The organism is Mesorhizobium sp. M0139 (assembly GCF_040322455.1).
Taxonomy (GTDB): Bacteria; Pseudomonadota; Alphaproteobacteria; order Rhizobiales; family Rhizobiaceae; genus Mesorhizobium.
The window spans coordinates 142,868-159,183 of record NZ_JAMYTN010000013.1 but is presented as its reverse complement, the minus strand read 5'-3'; the positions used below and the strand labels follow the sequence as shown (position 1 = coordinate 159,183).

Genomic DNA, 16,316 nt, shown 5'->3' with positions numbered 1-16,316 from the left:
TCTTTCGCTTGAAGTGAGATAGCAGCCGACGGGCTGGCATCCCCTTGGAATGTTGGGGAGTGCCATCCACGGATGGAGCTCGAGTTTGGTAAAACGGTTGGGAAAAGTTAGGTTGTGAAAAAACTCACCGAGAAGCAGCGGCAGTTTGCCTACGAGTACCTCGTCGATCTGAACGCGACGCAGGCCGCTATCCGGGCCGGCTATTCCGCAAAGCGAGCCGATGTCGAAGGCTGTGATCTGCTCAAGCATGCTGGCGTAAGCGCGTTCATTGAAGAATTAAAACGCCAACGCTCCCAGCGAGTCCAGTTTAGCTCGGACGACCTCCTTGAGAAACTGAGGGACCAGGTGAATGCCGACCTTGGCGATCTCTTCAATCGGGATGGGACAATCAAGCCAATTCATGAATGGCCTACCGTCTGGCGCCAAGGGTCTTGTCCGGGGTATTGAGTCAGAGGAGCGTTACGAGCGCGGTGAAGGTGGCACGAAAGTGCCGGTAGGGCGCATTACTAAGATCAAGTTCGGTGATCGAGCTCGGATCCTTGAGCTCATCGGAAAGCACACCAAGGTGAATGCCTTTGGTGTCAAAGGCGAACACCCGACGGGTGACGCCATTGACCAATTCTTTGCGGAGATAATGGGCAATTCGATACGACCGAAGATCAATTGAAAGCGAGCTCGGATGATCGACTGAACTCGCATCTCTGCATTCCTAGGCTACGCACAGGCGGTGAGGGGGCAGAAATTGGATCCTCGTGGTTCCAGGAAAGGAGGTGTGCATGATCGTTCTTGTGTGTGGAGGGCGCCAATTCGGAGTGCCTCTCGATCACGGGCCAAGTTTACCAAGCGATGTCGATTTGATCAGAGCAGACCAAGACCGGAAATTCTTGTTCCAAGCTCTCGATCGGCTACATCAGGAGCGCGCTATTTCGATAGTCATTCATGGCGATGCTGACGGTGCCGATCGTCTGTCGGGTACGTTGGCCGAAAGCCGGCAAATCCCCGTACGGGCTTTCCCAGCCGATTGGGAAACTCATCGTCGCGCAGCCGGGCCGATCCGAAACAAGCAAATGCTAGACGAAGGCACTCCCGATCTAGTCGTCGCGTTTCCCGGTGGAAGAGGCACGGCCAACATGGTGCTTCAATCAAGAAGTGCCGGTGTTTCGGTCATGGAGGTTGACGCGTCTCATGCGGGCCAGACGGATAGATGATAGGACGCGTAGAAAAGCCGCTTCCGGGACAGGGCATCGGCGAACGCCTTGCGTTGGGCCTGCGGACGCGTGGGATCAGCGCCGCCGCGGCCTGGTTTGGAGTAGGTCTCGACGACGAGCGCAACCGAAGAGGCGAGGAGGTAGTCAGCGCTGCAAATTCCCCCGTCGATGTCCTTGTCATTCCAGCGGATGAAGAAAGCGCTGTGGCCGCGGAGATGCTCGTCTTTCGATCTGCCACGCCCACAACGGCCCGGAAGGGGCAGCTAAGCGGCTGATCGCGCCCCCAGCTCCCGCCGAACCAGGACAAGCGTCGCATCGTCGGGATCGGTCGTGACGGTGAAACCCATGTCGCGCTCGACCTCGATCGCAGCACGATTTTCACGACTCTCGATCGACTCGATCGCTTTGAGGCCGAGTTGTTCGGCATATTTCGCAACATAGGCGAGGAGCTCCCAGCCAACGCCCAGATGCTTGCGATCCTGGCGAATGCAGATCGCGACCTCGCCGCTTCGATCGGCTCGATCGCTTGCCAACGTCGCAACCGCGATGAGCATCCCGTCAATTGAGAATGCTAGAAAATTATGGATATGGGCGTCGTCTGAACGCGTCATGGCGACCAGCCGTTCATGCGAGACTTCCTTCACAGCGCCGAGAAAGCGGAAGCGCAGGTCGTCTGCGGTCACATGGGTGAAGAACTCGACCAGCGTTGGCTCATCATCCGGGCGCGCGCGGCGCACTTCAAAGCGAAAGCCGGTATGGGTGGTCAGTGTGTTGTCCATCGTCATCTGGTCCTTGAACTGAGGCCGGTTTGCGGCGTCATTGTCGTCTCTTGCGCAGGCAGGCGCTTCATTCGCTCATGCAATGGAGCGCGTCGTGTTTGACAATTTCAATGCTGCGCAGGTTGAGCAGCCGGATGACGCCCTTGTCTTTCAGCCGGGTGAACACCCGCGATACGGTCTCGATGGTGAGGCCGAGATAGTCGCCGATGTCCATACGCGACATTGGCAACTCAACCTGCCGCAAGCCGCCCTGCCGCTCCGCCATATCCACGAGGAAAGCGGCTACGCGTTCGATAGCGTTCTGGCGGCCAAGCACCAGGAGGTGCTCCTGCGCCCTCGTCAGGCCCTTGAGCGCCAGGGGCAACAGCTGATGGGACATGTCCGCTCCAGTGCCGATGCGGAAGGCGCGTACCCCGGTGGCGTTGATAGCCTCGGCGAAGAAATGATGCTTCGTGTCGGCTTCGAAGCCGAAAGTCTCTCCGGCGAGGTGGAAGGCGCTGATCTGCCGGCGGCCATCCGCGAGCAGGCGGTAGATGCGCACGGCGCCGAATTCGACCTGGTAGAGAGCGCCGGCCTTCTCACCTTGAGCATAAATCTCCGAACCGGCGGGAAAGAAGTTGACGGGCAGTTGCGGTTCCGAGCCAAAGACCGCTGGCAGGCTCGGCTGAGCAGAATGCGTCGGCAATGAAATTCTGGAAGCGGTGTAAGCGTGCATGGCTGTTTTCCCGGTTGTTCCGTGACACAGCAATCGCGCGAATCCGCGGGTCGCGAAATTCGGTTATATCCCTACGGGAAACTACCTAGTCGCGCGGATTGTTGATCCACATCAAGTGGCCAGGCGCGCCGGTCGCTTAAGACCTCGTTCGCTTTGGGCGACAGCAATAGAGTCGTTTCGAAATCCTTCGTCGAACGGCTGGGTGGACCGCGATGTATCTTGCGCAATTCCTGCTCGGAATGTTTTTGACCTCGGGTATTGTGTGTCTGTGGGCTTACGCGGCAACCGGGTCAATCTGGACCGCGGTAGGCTGGGCGATTATCGACTTTGTAGTTCTGCAGGTCGCATACTTCGCCTTTGTCATACGCCTTGTTTACAAACGCACGACTGCAGACGCTGCAGCAAATTCGGCACCGCCAAGCCACGTTAAGCCATTTCCGCCGCGACGGCATGCACTCTTAGAGCCGCCAGACCGTGTGACTCATCCGCCAACGGCCTTCCCAAATCCAGCCGCGGCTTCAAGAGATCAGGTCCCACAGTCGCGCCGCCATATGCCCTGGTCACGCGCTAGTTGCCGTCATCGAACGGGTAAAAGTGGACTACCTTGAGTGTGACCGGGATGTCGTGGCCCTCGATCAGAACCGTGGCCCACCGGTCCCCCAGATCGTCTTGCCAAGTTTCGGTAACGCGGCACCTCGCGGCCAGATCCATGCCAACCTCGACCTTGTCCGTTCTCTTTGCCATCATTGGTCTCCCGCTCGCATTCGCCTCGACTCTGCGTATCCCTGCTCCCAGTGGGTCAGTTCGAGAGCAGCCGGTTAATCGCCCCTTGCTTCAGCAAGGAGCGGGTCATGCCGCCAAAAGCCCATTCGCGGATACGACTGTGGCCATAGCCGCCCGCGACCACAATATCTGCACCCATCGCCCGGGCGACTTCGGACACGGCTTCGCAAGCGTCCGCTTGGCCGACGTCCAAAACCTCCGATCTTGCCTCGACGCCATGTCTCATCAGGAACCGGATGACGTCCCCGACGCTTTCGCGTGCGTTTCTCAGGTTCTGTTCCTCGATCGTCGCCACAAGGACATGTTGTGCACCGGTCAAAAAGGGCATCGCATCGGTGACCGCGCGCCTCGCCTCGCGGGTATCCTTCCAAGCCACCAGAACATTTTCGGACTTAGGCGGCGCAACCTTGTCAGCCGCAAGCAACACGGGCCGCCCGGCCGACAGTACCAACGTTCCGACATCGACCATCCGGTGACGGTCGCTCGGAACTCCTCGTGCGGGAGCCCCGGTCACGATGAGGTCGGCTGCGCGCGCATGCATCGCCAGCATACATGTTGGATCGCCGACCTCCTCGCGCCAGGAGGCATCGTGTCCGACAACGACACTCAGGAATTCTTCCTTCAGGATCTTCAGGCGATCCTCGATCCCGTTCCGGCGCTGCCGCATAATTTCAGCCGCCGCCGTGTCGCCATCGTCACCAGGAACAAACACATATGCATCAGCCGCCGCAAAACCGATCAGCGTAGCCTCGAAGCGTCGCGCCAACTCCAGCGCGTAGGTCGTTCGCGGCACTGCCGGGGAATCGACATCGAGTTGGACCATGATGGTGTTGAAGGTCATTGTCGTTCCTCCGATGAGCTTTATTGCAGGATCGCCCGAGGTGCGACCTTCCGCCTTGATGCGCATCAAAGCCTGCACATCTTGCCAGTCCCTCAGGCTACATCGTCATGGACCCGTCGCACCGCCGGGATGGTCCGAAGCGAAGCCTGATGCCGGCACCGCTCATGGCACTAGGCGTTCAAGCGGCCTTGAAACGCATCAATCCACGCTCCAACTGGCTTTGAACCAGGTACCGCGTTCGCCCCTGACAATTTCGACGGCGTCATCGAGCTTGCCGATAGCGGCAGGTTTGCCCATTGCTTCAGCGAACTCCGCCGCAGCGCTGACTTTCGGTCCCATGGAGCCGGCGGGAAAATTCCACCCCGACACCTCCTTCGGATCCACGCGCCGGAGCGCCCGAGCAGTCGCCGTTCCGTAATCGACATAGACGGCGTCGACATCGGTCAACAGGAGCAGCATGTCGGCTTTCAATTGGCGGGCGAGCAGTGAGCTTGCCAGATCCTTGTCGATAACTGCTTCCACGCCGAAAAGACTGCCGTCGTCGCGGGCTATCACTGGAACACCACCGCCACCGGTGCAGATGACGATCACGCCGCGCTCGACCAGGAACGAGATCACTGCAGCTTCCAGGATCTCCAGCGGCCTGGGCGACGGCACGACGCGGCGCCATTTGTCGCCATCGGGTGCTATCTGCCAGTCGCGCTCGCTGGCAAGCCTGGTTGCGGTTGCCTCATCGTAGACCGGGCCGATAGGCTTCGTCGGGTGAGCGAAAGCGGGATCGTGTGGATCGACCTTCACCTGTGTCAGCAGGGTCGCAAACAGCCTCTCTTTGAGGAGGTTGCCGAGTTCCTGCTCAATGACGTAGCCGATCATCCCTGCGCTTTCGGCGCCAATCACGTCGAGTGGAAATGTGCGGCCATCCGAGGTTGCAGCTGCCTGCAGGGCCAGAAGTCCCACCTGCGGACCGTTGCCGTGCGTGACGACAATCGAATGCCCTTCGCTGACGAGTTTGGCCAGCACGGACGCAGCGCGTACGATGTTGGCGCGCTGGTTGCCGGCCGTCATCGGTTCTCCACGACGCAGCAGTGCGTTTCCGCCGAGTGCAACGACAATAAGCATCTCAGTTGCCGATCGTTGCCACGAGCAGAGCCTTGATCGTGTGCATCCGATTTTCGGCCTGATCGAAGACGACCGACGCGGCCGACTCGAACACCTCGTCGGTGACCTCCATGCAGTCCATGCCGTATTCCTTCGCTACGAAGGCGCCGATCTCGGTCTCGGTGTCGTGAAATGCCGGCAGGCAATGCATGAATTTGACGTGGGGGTTGCGGGCGGCGGCCATCACTTCGCTCGTAACCCGGTAGGGCGTCAAAAGGCGGATACGTTCGGTCCAGCCGGATTTGTCCTCGCCCATCGACATCCAGACATCAGTGTAGATGAAATCAGCCTCCTGGACGCACCCCGTCACGTCCTCGTCGAGTCGGAAGCGGCCACCGCTGCGCTCCGCCAGGTCGCGGACATGAGCGCAGAATTCCTCATCCGGCCAGAGTTCCTTTGGCGAGGCGATGCGCATGTCGATGCCGACCTTCGCTGCCCCCAACGCCAGCGACCGTGCGACATTGTCCCGGCCCTCGCCAACAAAGGTGACGGTCATGTCCGAAAGATGCTTGTGCGTGAATTCACGCATGGTCATGAGGTCGGCGAGGATCTGCGTCGGATGCGCCTCGTCGGTGAGGCCGTTGTAGACCGGCACGCCGGCATATGTAGCCAGCACTTCGGCCTGGTGCTGGCCAAAGCCGCGAAACTCGATCGCGTCATACATGCGGCCGAGGACGCGAGCGGTGTCCTTCATGGATTCCTTGTGGCCGATATGGCTGCCGGTAGGGCCAAAGTAGGTTACGTGAGCGCCCTGGTCATAGGCCGCCACTTCGAACCCCGTCCGTGTGCGTGTCGAATCCTTCTCGAAGATCAGAGCGATGTTCTTTCTGACAAGACGCGGGATCTCGTGTCCGGCCAGCTTGGCCGCCTTGAGGTCTGCGGCCAGCTTGAGAAGAAAGCGGATTTCTTCGGCGGTGAGGTCATCGAGGGTCAGGACGGAGCGGCCGTGAAGATTGATCGACATCGTATTTCCTTTCGGGTCAAATCGGGTCGCGGGCAATCGGGCAGGTCATGCAGTGACCGCCGCCGCGGCCGCGACTAAGCTCGGCGCCTTCGACCGTGATCACTTCAATTCCGGCACGGCGCAGAAGCGTGTTGGTGTAGACGTTGCGGTCGTAGCCGATGACTACGCCGGGCTCGATTGCCACGACATTGTTGCCGTCATCCCATTGCTCGCGCTCGGTCTCGTAGCTGTCGCCGCCGGTGGCGATGATCCGCAGCGAATTCAGGCCAAGGGCTTCGGCAACCACCGTCGTGAACGGTTTCGTCTCATCGGTGACCTCGACTGCCGCCGCTCCATCGCCCGGCCGCAGCGAGAAGGTACGCAGCCGGTCAACCACCGGCGGATACAATGTGACAAGGTCGCGATCGCAGAAGGTGAATACGGTATCGAGATGCATAAAGCTGCGGTCCCGCGGCATTAGCGCGGCAATCACACGCGTCGCTTCACCCGCCGCGAACAGGCTGCGCGCAAGGCCGCCGACGGCTTGCGGGGTGGTGCGCTCCCCCATACCGACGAGAACCGTTCCACCCCCGATCGGCATGACGTCGCCGCCTTCCAGGCTGGTGCCGGTTCCCAAGTCTGGCGACACGAATGGAATGCCACTGTCGCGAAAGTGGGGATGGAAACGATAGACGGCTTCGACATTGGCAGCTTCCGGACGTCTGGCCGGCCAGTACATGGAATTGACCGACACCGACCCGTAGATCCAGCAGGAACTGTCGCGGGTGAAAAGCTGGTTCGGTAGCGGCGGCAGCACGAAATCCTGGGGGGCGAGCGTCCTTCCCGTCAGGCCTTTGGGTCCGAAAGAAAGCTCGGCGCGGGCAATGCCCCCGACAAGGTAAGATGACAATTGCTCTGACGGCATCTCGTTGAGCCATCCGCGCAGCTCGTCGACCATGTCAAGCCCGACGACGCCGGGATGAACCCGGCGGTCGAGAAGCCAGTCGCGGGCTTTGGTCAGGCTCATCGTCTGAGCCAGGAGTTCCCCGAAGGAATGCACCAACACACCGCGTTCGCGCAACGCATCGACGAAGACATCGTGTTCCTGGCGGGCCCGCTTGACCCACAACACGTCGTCGAAGAGCAGCGCCTTGCAATTTTCCGGTGTCAGCCTGCGCAGGCTGAGATCGGGACGATGAACCATCACTTCACGCAGACGGCCAACTTCGGAGTGAACACCCAGGCTTGTCATCGTGCCGACCCCTTCACAGCGCGCTGACAGCGCCGGTCCACATCTCGTAGACGGCGAGGAGGGCGACTGCGACCAGGGCTGCGGCGAGAGCTGCTTCAACAGGATGGAACACGCGTTGATTGGTTTCCCGGCGAGCCCAAATGTAGAAAATGATGCCGGGCGCATAGAGGATCGCACACATGAACAGGTATGCAGGGCCCGCAGCGTAGACGAGCCACAGCCCGTAGACCGTTGCCAGCAACCCAGCAAATAGCGGACCGACGCGCTGCTCGCCACTCGCGTAGCTCTCTCCCATCAGCGCGAGCTTGGCCGCGTAAGCGCCGGAAAAGATGTAAGGAACCAGGATTGCGGCCGACGCGATGTAGAACAGCGCCTGGTACGTGCTCTGCGCGAAAAGGGTGATCACCAGGAAGGCTTGCACGAGCAGGTTGGTGATCAGAAGCGAGATCGACGGCACGCCGCGGTCGCTTTCGCGGCCGAAGAATTTTGGCATCGTCCCGTCCTTGGCGGCGACATGCGGTATTTCGGCGGCGAGCAGTGTCCAGCTCAGGAAGGCGCCGATCACGGACACGACCAGCGCGATGTTGATCAGGATGGCGCCCCAAGGGCCGACAATCGCCTCCAGGACACCGGCCATCGATGGGTTCTTCAACGCAGCGAGTTCGGGTTGGTTCAGGATGCCAAGCGACAGCAGCGACACCAGGGCGTAGAGCGCGAGACAAGTGAAGAAGCCGAGAACGGTCGCCGTGGCGATGTCCTTGCGGCGCTCGGCGCGACCGGAAAAGACGCTGGCTCCTTCGATGCCGATGAAGACCCACAGGGTCACCAGCATCGTGCTTTTCACCTGCGCGGTGATCGAGCCGAGACTGGCGTTGCCGAGACCGGTGAAGTCGAGAGACCAGACCTGAAGTTTGAAGGCGACGGCAACAACCCCGACGAACAGCACGATCGGAGCGATCTTCGCCACCGTCACAATGAGGTTGATGATCGCCGCTTGCCGGATGCCGGCGAGAACCAGCATGTGGATCAGCCACAGCAGGATCGACGCGCCGAGCACCGCCTGCCAGGTGTTTCCATCGCCGAAGGCGGGAAAGAAATAGGACAGGGCGCTGAACACGATCACAGCGTAGGAAACGTTGCCGACCCAGGCGCTGATCCAGTAACCCCAGGCGCTGTTGAAGCCGATGAAGGGGCCGAAGCCGGCCTTGGCGTAGGCGTAGGGCCCGGCGTCGAGCTCCGGCTTGCGGGTGGCAAGCGACTGATAGACGAAGACCAGCGCCAGCATGCCAACCGCAGTGATGGCCCAGCCAATCAGGATGGCGAGAGGACCGGCACCGGCTGCCATGTTCTGCGGCAGGCTGAACACGCCGGAGCCGACCATGGAACCGATGACCAATGCGGTCAGGGAACCCAGTCGAAGTTTCGTTGGCGCCGCTGTCGCGACTTTCGGAACAGGGATGTTGAAATCAGCCGTAGTCATGATGCTCTCCCAGATTGAGGCTCTGATGGGAGGCAATGAATAGGAAGAACGAGCCGGCAGCTTTGATGCGGGTCAAATGAAAGTTTGATTTCCAAAGGTGAAGTTGAGGGTCCACGCATGAGTGACATCCCAGCGATGTCCTACGAATTGCTCTGGGAAGAGCGGGAACTAATATCGGTAGAAACCTGACGCGCCACGACGCGGAAGAGTTCTTTCCCGTTGCGAAGAGTGCGCGGGCTCGCACTCATACCAAAGCCTATCCGCTGGAACAGGCAAATCGGGCGTTGGACGATCTGAGGCAAGGGAGATTGAGCGGCGCGGCTGTCCTGGTACCGTGATTGACAATCTACGAGGATTATCTGGCCGGTTCTCCCACCGTCCATGAAAGATCGTGATGTACCTTGCCGATCCCGGCAAGCCGCTTCCGTATATGTTTAGTCCGAAAATCGGGTGGATGAAGATAAGCTGGCGACATGGCGATGTATCAGAACTCGGCCCGGCAAGTCAGGCACGCCGACCGTCGATCTAGGCTGGAAAATACCTCCTTGTCTCTAACGTGACAGGTCACTACGCGCGGGCATGTGGACGGAGTTCACGGTCGATCCATAAGTCCGTGAAACACGCAGCGCTTCGGGTGAAGGTCCATCGCATCTTGGTCGCCGTTTGTATCCGCTGTCAGCGTGTTGTCAGCTTGGCTGTTCTAGCCGGGTGCGGCGACCGGGAATGATTCCAAAAACAGCGCTCACGGGGTCGCCGCGAGCGATCAGGAGCATTTAGACATGAAGCCTTTCAAGACCGGACTGGTCCTCGTTCTATTAACAGCCTCGGCACCCGCCTTCGCCAACACGACCGTGAACGTCAAGCTATGGGACAAGGAAGGGTGGTGAACGCCGATGCAAAAATGGGCATGGGCATGCCGGCCAACATGAGCATGGCAACCATGAGGGTCAAGCTGGACAAGACCTTCGTACCCGCAGGCAAGGTGACCTTTCAAGTCCAGAATACCTCCAAGGATACAGTCCACGAGATGATCGTCGTGCCGATCGCCGATGCCAAGAAGACAACCCTGCCATATGTGCCGAATGAAAATCGTGTCAACGAGGATGCGGCGGGCCATCTTGGCGAGGTTTCCGAACTTGATCCGGGCAAGACCGGATCTCTGACGCTCGACCTCAAGCCCGGCAGCTATGCCGTCTTTTGCAATATTCCGGGCCACTTTATGAACGGAATGTGGGCGACAATCCTGGTCAAGTAAGGCGCGCCTTGATGAGACGCCCGTCGCGCCAAGGTGTGGCGGGTTTCTCATTTCGCATGCGTATCCCCGCGTCATCCAAAACTCGCGCGATTTCCGGTTGGCGGCCGCATAAGCTCTGGCTTGTTTGTGGCTCCGGCAAAAGATGCCTTTGAACCGCTGTCCCGGCTTCTGGGTTACCAGCTAAAGCCCACGCTCACCAAGCGTGCGCATTTGTCCGATCCATTTCGCACGGGTCGCATCGTTGCCGCCAGCGACCATGCCGAACAAGGTCTCGTGCACAGGACTGATGCCGACAAAACGCAGAATGCTTCGTTTCATGCCCGCGATGCCGTGTCCGAGGAACCATAGCCGGTAAACAACGGAAGGCATGCCCATCGTAACCACGACGCGCGCAGAACGGCCGCGAAGCAGCGTCTTGGTGAATCCATCGCCCTTGTCCGGGTAGGCAAAAGCCGTTCCCGGCCGCATCACCTGTTCCAGGAATGCCTTGAGCATGGCCGGCATGGTTCCGAGCCATAGCGGGAAGACAAAGACAATGTGCTCGGCCCAAACGATCGATTGGGCGGCGTCCTTGAGGCTGTCGGGCACAGCACCGTGCTCAAACTCCTGCATCGTGCGTAGCATCGGAAAGTCGAGTGCTGCCAGATCGACCCGTCGGACGGCGTGCCCCGCCCTTTCCGCGCCCTCGGCATAGGCGTTGGCAAGACCGCGGCAGAGCCGGTCGGGGGATGGGTCGGGATGGCCGACCACAATCAGGATGCGTCGTGACATGGTCTTCTCCCAGGGAGCTTGGCGTTGCTGTCAGGGCCGCTCGACCCTTGCTACCTGGTAGGTGTGCATGGCGCCGTTGCGCTCGATCGACACATATTCACCGGTCACGAACCGTTCGTCGCCGAGATGGAAGCCGATTTCGTCATCGCGGTCGCCTTCCGCGTAGTCGAAATACCACTGTCCGCCGGGCTTGCGCCTCAGCCGGCCGATCAGATCCTGCTCGCCAGTGCGAAACCGGCGAACACGGCAGGAGGCGCTGTGCGATTTCCACTCTTCCGCATCGATCCGCCCTTCGCCGGTCAATGGAGCCAGCACGTCATAGCCCTCCTCGCGGTTCCCTTCCGGATGGCCTTTCTCGCGCGCGAGCAACAGCCGGACATGGCGGAATTTCGGGGTGAGATCTTTTTGATTGGTCATTGCGAACTCCTTTTCATGGAGTCCCATAGAACGGTGTCAGGGCCTGGCCATTGATCCGCATCAAAGATGGATCGAGAACAACGCTTCTATCCAGGAGCAAGCAACAAAAGGGCGCAGATACCAAGGGTGACGGCGATGAGAGTTGCGACGGCCATTGGCAACCAGAACCTGACCGGCCCGGCAAATACCGCAAGCGACAGGCGACCAATGGCGTTTGCCGCCAGTGCCGCGAGCACGGCCTGGCCCACGGTCTCGACGGAGACGGAATGCTTGACCAGGCGCAGCGCGCCAAGCACCGAAACATCGACATCGAATGCGCCGGCCAGCGCCGAGCTCGCCAGCAAACCGCGCCCACCGAATTGAGCGGCCAGCCCCGCACTCGCGGTCGCGACGATGGCGAAGAGCAAGGCGAAGAGCAGCAACGGGCCCAGTTCGAATGGATTGCGCGCGATCGCGCTGCCTTCACCGTTCCCGCTGTCGCGAGACAGCAGCAACGCGCCGCAGACAGCGAAGGCGAGCGCCGCGGCAATCGCCGGAATGGCGACCGATGCGAGCACGCTTGGCTCGACGATCAGAACCACGGCGCATACGCGGAGCACTGAAACCATTGCAGCCAGGGATGCCGCCCCGGCGAGCGGTAGCGGATTGCTTGCCGATGCGGCATTGCGGGCAAGCGCCAAGGTCACCGCTGTGGAAGAGACGATTGCACCGGTGAGCGAACTGACCAGCAGACCACGCGTGTTGCCCAGTATGCGAACAGCCACGTAGCCGGCGAACGAAATCGAGGCCATCAGCACCGTCAGGAACCAGACCTCCCAGGGATTGAAACCGCCCCATGGGTCCATTGTCCGGTTTGGCAGCAGGGGCAAGATGATTGCCGTCATCACCGCCAGGATCAGCGCCGAGCGCAGTTCGACCCATGTCAGGCGCTTCAGAAGGCCGTGCAGGACTTCTCGGCTGGCCAGGATTGCCGCCAGTGCCGCCCCACCGGCAGCGGCAGCCCGATAATCGCCGGCGACCGAAAGCGCACCAAGCGCAAAAACGCCAAGGCCAGCGATCACGCTGGTGACGCTGAAATCCTCGTCATGGGCAGCCTCACGCGCCTTGTACCAAGCGAAGATTGCCGCAAAGGCGATGAAACCGCCGACCAGTACGGATACTGCGCCGAGTGCGTTGGCGAGTGCGGCGAGCACGCCGCCAAGCAGGCCGGATATGCCGAATGTCCGGATGCCGGCTGTGCGAGTGCGAGCGGGTGCATCCCGCTCCTGCCAGCCACGCTCCAAGCCGACAAGCAGACCTATTGCGAGGGCAAGTCCGAGCCGGGCGATGAGCGGATCCATTGGCCGGCGACGTTCAGGCGGCAACCGTCGGCAGGCGGTCGCGAACCCACCTGACGATCTGGCCTGCCGTCATTGCGCCGGATGTGCGCGCAATCTCGCGTCCGCCATGAAAGAGGATCATGGTCGGGATGGCTCGAATGCCAAACTTCGCCGCAACGGCCTGCTCATTGTCGGAATTGAGTTTGATCAGGCGGACATGCGGCTCAAGTTCATTTGCTGCCGCCTCATAAGCCGGAGCCATCATCTTGCAGGGGCCGCACCATGGTGCCCAGACGTCGACGACAACTGGAAGGCTGCTGCGCCCGATCTGATTATCGAAGATCGCGGCATCGACATCTTCGGGATGTCCCGAAAAAAGCCTGTTCCCGCACTTTCCGCATTTCGCCTCCATGGCATTGCGGCCTAGTGGCAGGCGGTTGACCCCACCGCATTTGCTGCAAACCACCAGATTCTGCTGTGCCATGGCAATTCACCGATCAACTGTTCGTCCACTATGCGCGCCACCGATGGCCATCGCCAAGGCTGCGCAGCGCGTTCAGGATGACCGCCACGTCAATCCCTTCCTGCAGCAGCGCTCCGGCAACCGGGGTAATCTGCCCCATGGCCGCCGCGATCATTGCCAGCCCCGACAGCGCCAGCCCGGCAATGATGCTTTGCAAGGCGATCGATCGCGTTCGCCGTGCAATCCGAACTGCATCGGCGACCGGCTGCAGCCTGTCGGTCAGTACGATGACGTCAGCCGCCTCGGAGGAGGCGGTCGCACCACGTGCGCCCATGGCAATACCGACCGTTGCGGCCGCAAGGGCAGGGGCATCGTTGATGCCGTCGCCGACCATCATCGTCGGTGCCACGGACTTCTCGGCTTCGACCGTCGCGACCTTATCGGCAGGGGTCGCATCGGCGACTATGGCGTCGAGGTTGAGCAACGCGGAAATGCGCTTGGCAGCCACGGCGTCGTCGCCTGTGAGCATGATCATGCGCCCAATGCCAGCGGAGCGCAGCTTGCCGAGTGCATCACGCGCATCAACACGCAGGGCGTCGCCCAACGTGAAAACACCGGCAAGCCGTCCGCCTAGTGCTACAAAAACCCTGAGCACCGGCTCTTCCCGGTATTTCTCCTCGCCGCTTTTCGCCCAGCCGGGCAGCGGCTTGTCGGCGAGCACGAGATCCCGCGACCCCGCGGTGACCGAGATGTTGTCGACCCGGCCCTTCAGGCCCGCACCGCGACGCTCGTGGACATCACGCGGATGCGAAAGCGTCAACTGCTTGCCACGCGCCGCCCGGATAATTGAGTCGGCGAGCACATGGTGCGAGGCCTGTTCCAAAGACGCGAGTAGCCGCAGCAGATTGTCGGGGTCGCGACCGGTCGCCACTTCGATTTCGATGAGCTCAGCTCCGCCGATGGTCAAGGTCCCCGTCTTGTCGAAGATTGCGGTCCGGACTTGTGCAAGCGCCTCCAGAGCCGCGCTGCCTTTCATCAGAACGCAGCTGCGGGCCGCCCGTGACACGCCGCCGATGAAGGCAACGGGCGCAGCAAGGATAAGCGGACAGGGCGTCGCGACGACCAGCACGGCCAATGCTCTAATCGGATCGCCAGACATGTACCAGGCGCCACCGGAGACAAGCAGAGTCGCTGGCAATAGGAGCAGCGCGAAGCGGTCGGCCATGCGGATGAAAGGCGCTTTCACGGTCTGCGCTGCAGCAACCATGCGAACGATCGCTGCGTAGGTGCTCTGCTCGGACTGAGCAGAGGCCCGCATCCTGAAGGTCTCGCCCGCATTGATGGTGCCGCTGCGGAGCATATCGCCCGCTGTCCGCCTTTCCGGCAGCGGTTCTCCGCTCACGGCGGACTCGTCGAGAGAGGCCGAATCATCAAGCAGGATGCCATCGACGGGAAGCAGTTCGCCGGCCCGAACCAATAGCTCGTCGCCCACGGCAACGTCTTCAACGGAGATGGTCTCGGTCTCCAGCTTTGACGTTCGATGGGCGACACGCGGTGACCGGTCGGTCAAGGCCTTGAGGTTGCGTTCCGCGCGGCCGCGGGCAAAATCCTCAAGCACCGTGCCGCCGGCATACATGATTGCCACCACCACGGCCGCCAGGGGTTGTCCGAGCAGAAGCGCGGCGGACATCGATACCAAGGCAATCGCATCGACGCCGAAGCGGCCGATCCAGAAATCACGCAAAATGGAAATCGCGAGAGCTGCCACCACGGGCAAGGTGGCCACCGTCCAGATCATGTCGGCTTCAAAGGGGCCGAGCCTGGTTCGCCAGACCCCTAAACCAATGGCGAGGCCCAGGGTGGCGATGACCAGCAATGTGCGTCGTAGAGTAGACTCGTTCATCCGATGTCTTCCGATCTGGTCGATGCTCGCCAATTTTAGCCACCGCCGACCGGCGCGTCGAACTCGGGCAACAGCTAATCGCGAGAACTGGAGAACGCTTTGATTCAGCGCAATGAACGCCCCAACCCCTCTCGCTTACGCTTCAGCATCAACTGAACCTTCACTCGAACTGAGGAGTTGCTGCTGTGACTTTCAAGACGCTGCTTACGGTTACCGGACCGAACCAGGGGGAGGGCGATCTGAAGCTCGCCGCTGACTTGTGCGAACAAATCGGTGCCCATCTCTCCGTGCTCGTTCTCGAGCTGGCCGCACCGCCCTCGGGTGTTGAATATGGTGCTGTCGTCTCACCGGCCTGGCTGGAGGAGCGTCAGGCCGAGATCAAGAGGCTCAAGAAGAGAATTTCCGACGTCGCTGGCTTTCTCTCCAAAACCGGGGTATCGGCTGATCTGAGCGACGACTATCCCGACACGGGATGGGCGGACGATGTTGTTGGCAGACGTGCCCGCTACGCCGATCTGACCATTCTGGGACCAGATCTGCTGGCAAGCCATGCGCTGAAGGACAAAGTCATCGAGGGCACGCTGTTCTCGTCGGGGAAGCCCATTCTGCTCTTTCCCGATGGCTCGCGCCCGACCCTTAAACCAAAACGCATCCTGGTCGCTTGGGACGCCCGCCTTGAGTCATCGCGCGCCGTCCGCGAGTCGCTCGATATGTTGAAGGGCGCCGAAGAGGTTCACCTCGCTATGGTCGACCCGATCGAGGACGAGTTCCATCACGGTGCGGAGCCGGGGGCAGATGCCGCTGCCTATCTCGCCCGGCATGGCGTGAAGGTTACTGTCGAACGACTGCCGAGCGCGAACCATTCGGTCGCCGACGTGCTTCGCCAGCGTGCCGGCGACATGGCTGCCGAGCTCCTGGTCATGGGCGCCTATGGACACTCCCGGCTGCGCGAGCGGATTTTTGGCGGGGTGACTAAGTCGATGCTTGAGAGCTCGTCAGTGCCTGTGTTGATGGCGCGATAGCAGTTCA

The 16,316-nt window shown here is 60.9% G+C and carries 19 protein-coding genes and 1 pseudogene; 7 read left to right on the top strand and 13 right to left on the bottom strand.

From position 1 onward, the window contains the following. Window positions 1–114 precede the first annotated feature (114 nt). From NKJ58_RS22885 to NKJ58_RS22875, 3 genes are all read left to right on the top strand, one after another. Window positions 115–447 (top strand): terminase small subunit, encoded by a 333-nt coding sequence (locus NKJ58_RS22885; protein ID WP_352853863.1) that lies wholly within the window; start codon window positions 115–117, stop codon window positions 445–447. A gap of 329 nt (window positions 448–776) precedes the next feature. Beyond that, entirely contained in the window at window positions 777–1,208 is a 432-nt protein-coding gene (locus NKJ58_RS22880; protein ID WP_352812796.1) for a DUF2493 domain-containing protein, read from the top strand. Further along, entirely contained in the window at window positions 1,205–1,483 is a 279-nt protein-coding gene (locus tag NKJ58_RS22875) for a hypothetical protein (RefSeq protein ID WP_352853861.1), read from the top strand. Before NKJ58_RS22880 ends, NKJ58_RS22875 begins: the two co-directional genes overlap by 4 nt. On the opposite strand, the gene NKJ58_RS22870 is transcribed toward NKJ58_RS22875, so the two are convergent. Then, a complete protein-coding gene (locus tag NKJ58_RS22870; protein ID WP_023829821.1) occupies window positions 1,472–1,987 on the bottom strand; it encodes a GNAT family N-acetyltransferase in 516 nt (171 codons plus the stop codon). The genes NKJ58_RS22875 and NKJ58_RS22870 overlap by 12 nt on opposite strands. Window positions 1,988–2,054: 67 nt before the next feature. Further along, the gene (locus tag NKJ58_RS22865) at window positions 2,055–2,702 is read right to left on the bottom strand and encodes a helix-turn-helix domain-containing protein (protein ID WP_023829820.1); all 648 of its coding nucleotides are present in this window, start codon (window positions 2,700–2,702) and stop codon (window positions 2,055–2,057) included. Window positions 2,703–2,914: 212 nt separating this feature from the next. Between NKJ58_RS22865 and NKJ58_RS31515 the strand changes: the two genes are divergently transcribed. Beyond that, the gene (locus tag NKJ58_RS31515; protein WP_502902330.1) at window positions 2,915–3,310 is read left to right on the top strand and encodes an exopolysaccharide production repressor protein; all 396 of its coding nucleotides are present in this window, start codon (window positions 2,915–2,917) and stop codon (window positions 3,308–3,310) included. On the opposite strand, the gene NKJ58_RS22860 is transcribed toward NKJ58_RS31515, so the two are convergent. From NKJ58_RS22860 to arcD, 6 genes are all read right to left on the bottom strand, one after another. Continuing rightward, window positions 3,270–3,446 (bottom strand): hypothetical protein, encoded by a 177-nt coding sequence (locus NKJ58_RS22860; RefSeq protein ID WP_023829819.1) that lies wholly within the window; start codon window positions 3,444–3,446, stop codon window positions 3,270–3,272. The genes NKJ58_RS31515 and NKJ58_RS22860 overlap by 41 nt on opposite strands. A 55-nt stretch (window positions 3,447–3,501) precedes the next feature. Next, window positions 3,502–4,392 carry a putative universal stress family protein gene (locus tag NKJ58_RS22855; protein WP_352519936.1) on the bottom strand — a complete coding sequence of 297 codons (891 nt, stop codon included), beginning with the start codon at window positions 4,390–4,392 and terminating at the stop codon, window positions 3,502–3,504. A gap of 132 nt (window positions 4,393–4,524) precedes the next feature. Further along, window positions 4,525–5,445, bottom strand: coding sequence for a carbamate kinase (gene arcC, locus NKJ58_RS22850; RefSeq protein WP_023829817.1), 921 nt, complete (start codon window positions 5,443–5,445; stop codon window positions 4,525–4,527). Window position 5,446: 1 nt separating this feature from the next. Beyond that, complete coding sequence (gene argF / locus NKJ58_RS22845) at window positions 5,447–6,448, bottom strand: ornithine carbamoyltransferase (RefSeq protein ID WP_023835091.1); 1,002 nt, start codon at window positions 6,446–6,448, stop codon at window positions 5,447–5,449. A gap of 16 nt (window positions 6,449–6,464) precedes the next feature. Further along, on the bottom strand, window positions 6,465–7,679 hold the full coding sequence (locus tag NKJ58_RS22840; RefSeq protein WP_352812798.1) for an arginine deiminase: 1,215 nt from the start codon (window positions 7,677–7,679) through the stop codon (window positions 6,465–6,467). Window positions 7,680–7,692: 13 nt separating this feature from the next. Beyond that, window positions 7,693–9,159: an arginine-ornithine antiporter gene (arcD, locus tag NKJ58_RS22835; RefSeq protein ID WP_352534821.1), complete on the bottom strand. Its 1,467-nt coding sequence runs from the start codon at window positions 9,157–9,159 to the stop codon at window positions 7,693–7,695. A gap of 108 nt (window positions 9,160–9,267) precedes the next feature. Between arcD and NKJ58_RS22830 the strand changes: the two are divergent. Together NKJ58_RS22830 and NKJ58_RS22825 are read left to right on the top strand one after the other, a co-directional pair. Continuing rightward, window positions 9,268–9,497, top strand: a pseudogene (locus NKJ58_RS22830) (alcohol dehydrogenase); the annotation flags it as partial. 545 nt (window positions 9,498–10,042) lie between these two features. Next, window positions 10,043–10,414: a plastocyanin/azurin family copper-binding protein gene (locus NKJ58_RS22825; protein ID WP_352812799.1), complete on the top strand. Its 372-nt coding sequence runs from the start codon at window positions 10,043–10,045 to the stop codon at window positions 10,412–10,414. Window positions 10,415–10,594: 180 nt separating this feature from the next. On the opposite strand, the gene NKJ58_RS22820 is transcribed toward NKJ58_RS22825, so the two are convergent. The 5 genes from NKJ58_RS22820 to NKJ58_RS22800 form a co-directional block, all read right to left on the bottom strand. Beyond that, the gene (locus tag NKJ58_RS22820; protein ID WP_352812800.1) at window positions 10,595–11,185 is read right to left on the bottom strand and encodes an NAD(P)H-dependent oxidoreductase; all 591 of its coding nucleotides are present in this window, start codon (window positions 11,183–11,185) and stop codon (window positions 10,595–10,597) included. A 30-nt stretch (window positions 11,186–11,215) separates the two neighbouring features. Continuing rightward, complete coding sequence (locus tag NKJ58_RS22815; RefSeq protein ID WP_352519940.1) at window positions 11,216–11,602, bottom strand: hypothetical protein; 387 nt, start codon at window positions 11,600–11,602, stop codon at window positions 11,216–11,218. 86 nt (window positions 11,603–11,688) lie between these two features. Then, on the bottom strand, window positions 11,689–12,942 hold the full coding sequence (locus tag NKJ58_RS22810; protein ID WP_352534823.1) for an MgtC/SapB family protein: 1,254 nt from the start codon (window positions 12,940–12,942) through the stop codon (window positions 11,689–11,691). Window positions 12,943–12,955: 13 nt separating this feature from the next. Further along, entirely contained in the window at window positions 12,956–13,405 is a 450-nt protein-coding gene (gene trxC / locus NKJ58_RS22805; protein ID WP_352519942.1) for a thioredoxin TrxC, read from the bottom strand. Window positions 13,406–13,433: 28 nt separating this feature from the next. Further along, entirely contained in the window at window positions 13,434–15,287 is a 1,854-nt protein-coding gene (locus tag NKJ58_RS22800) for a heavy metal translocating P-type ATPase (protein ID WP_352519943.1), read from the bottom strand. Between the two features lie 185 nt (window positions 15,288–15,472). Between NKJ58_RS22800 and NKJ58_RS22795 the strand changes: the two genes are divergently transcribed. After that, window positions 15,473–16,309: a universal stress protein gene (locus tag NKJ58_RS22795; RefSeq protein WP_023835095.1), complete on the top strand. Its 837-nt coding sequence runs from the start codon at window positions 15,473–15,475 to the stop codon at window positions 16,307–16,309. The last annotated feature ends 7 nt before the right edge of the window (window positions 16,310–16,316 follow it).

Coding starts and splice junctions, on each gene's coding strand:
- NKJ58_RS22840 (WP_352812798.1), bottom strand. CDS start 7,679: ATGACAAGCCTGGGTGTTCACTCCGAAGTTGGCCGTCTGCGTGAAGTG.
- NKJ58_RS22870 (WP_023829821.1), bottom strand. CDS start 1,987: ATGGACAACACACTGACCACCCATACCGGCTTTCGCTTTGAAGTGCGC.
- NKJ58_RS22860 (WP_023829819.1), bottom strand. CDS start 3,446: ATGGCAAAGAGAACGGACAAGGTCGAGGTTGGCATGGATCTGGCCGCG.
- argF (WP_023835091.1), bottom strand. CDS start 6,448: ATGTCGATCAATCTTCACGGCCGCTCCGTCCTGACCCTCGATGACCTC.
- NKJ58_RS22880 (WP_352812796.1), top strand. CDS start 777: ATGATCGTTCTTGTGTGTGGAGGGCGCCAATTCGGAGTGCCTCTCGAT.
- NKJ58_RS22800 (WP_352519943.1), bottom strand. CDS start 15,287: ATGAACGAGTCTACTCTACGACGCACATTGCTGGTCATCGCCACCCTG.
- NKJ58_RS22855 (WP_352519936.1), bottom strand. CDS start 4,392: ATGCGCATCAAGGCGGAAGGTCGCACCTCGGGCGATCCTGCAATAAAG.
- NKJ58_RS22820 (WP_352812800.1), bottom strand. CDS start 11,185: ATGTCACGACGCATCCTGATTGTGGTCGGCCATCCCGACCCATCCCCC.
- NKJ58_RS31515 (WP_502902330.1), top strand. CDS start 2,915: ATGTATCTTGCGCAATTCCTGCTCGGAATGTTTTTGACCTCGGGTATT.
- NKJ58_RS22815 (WP_352519940.1), bottom strand. CDS start 11,602: ATGACCAATCAAAAAGATCTCACCCCGAAATTCCGCCATGTCCGGCTG.
- NKJ58_RS22865 (WP_023829820.1), bottom strand. CDS start 2,702: ATGCACGCTTACACCGCTTCCAGAATTTCATTGCCGACGCATTCTGCT.
- arcD (WP_352534821.1), bottom strand. CDS start 9,159: ATGACTACGGCTGATTTCAACATCCCTGTTCCGAAAGTCGCGACAGCG.
- arcC (WP_023829817.1), bottom strand. CDS start 5,445: ATGCTTATTGTCGTTGCACTCGGCGGAAACGCACTGCTGCGTCGTGGA.
- NKJ58_RS22810 (WP_352534823.1), bottom strand. CDS start 12,942: ATGGATCCGCTCATCGCCCGGCTCGGACTTGCCCTCGCAATAGGTCTG.
- trxC (WP_352519942.1), bottom strand. CDS start 13,405: ATGGCACAGCAGAATCTGGTGGTTTGCAGCAAATGCGGTGGGGTCAAC.
- NKJ58_RS22875 (WP_352853861.1), top strand. CDS start 1,205: ATGATAGGACGCGTAGAAAAGCCGCTTCCGGGACAGGGCATCGGCGAA.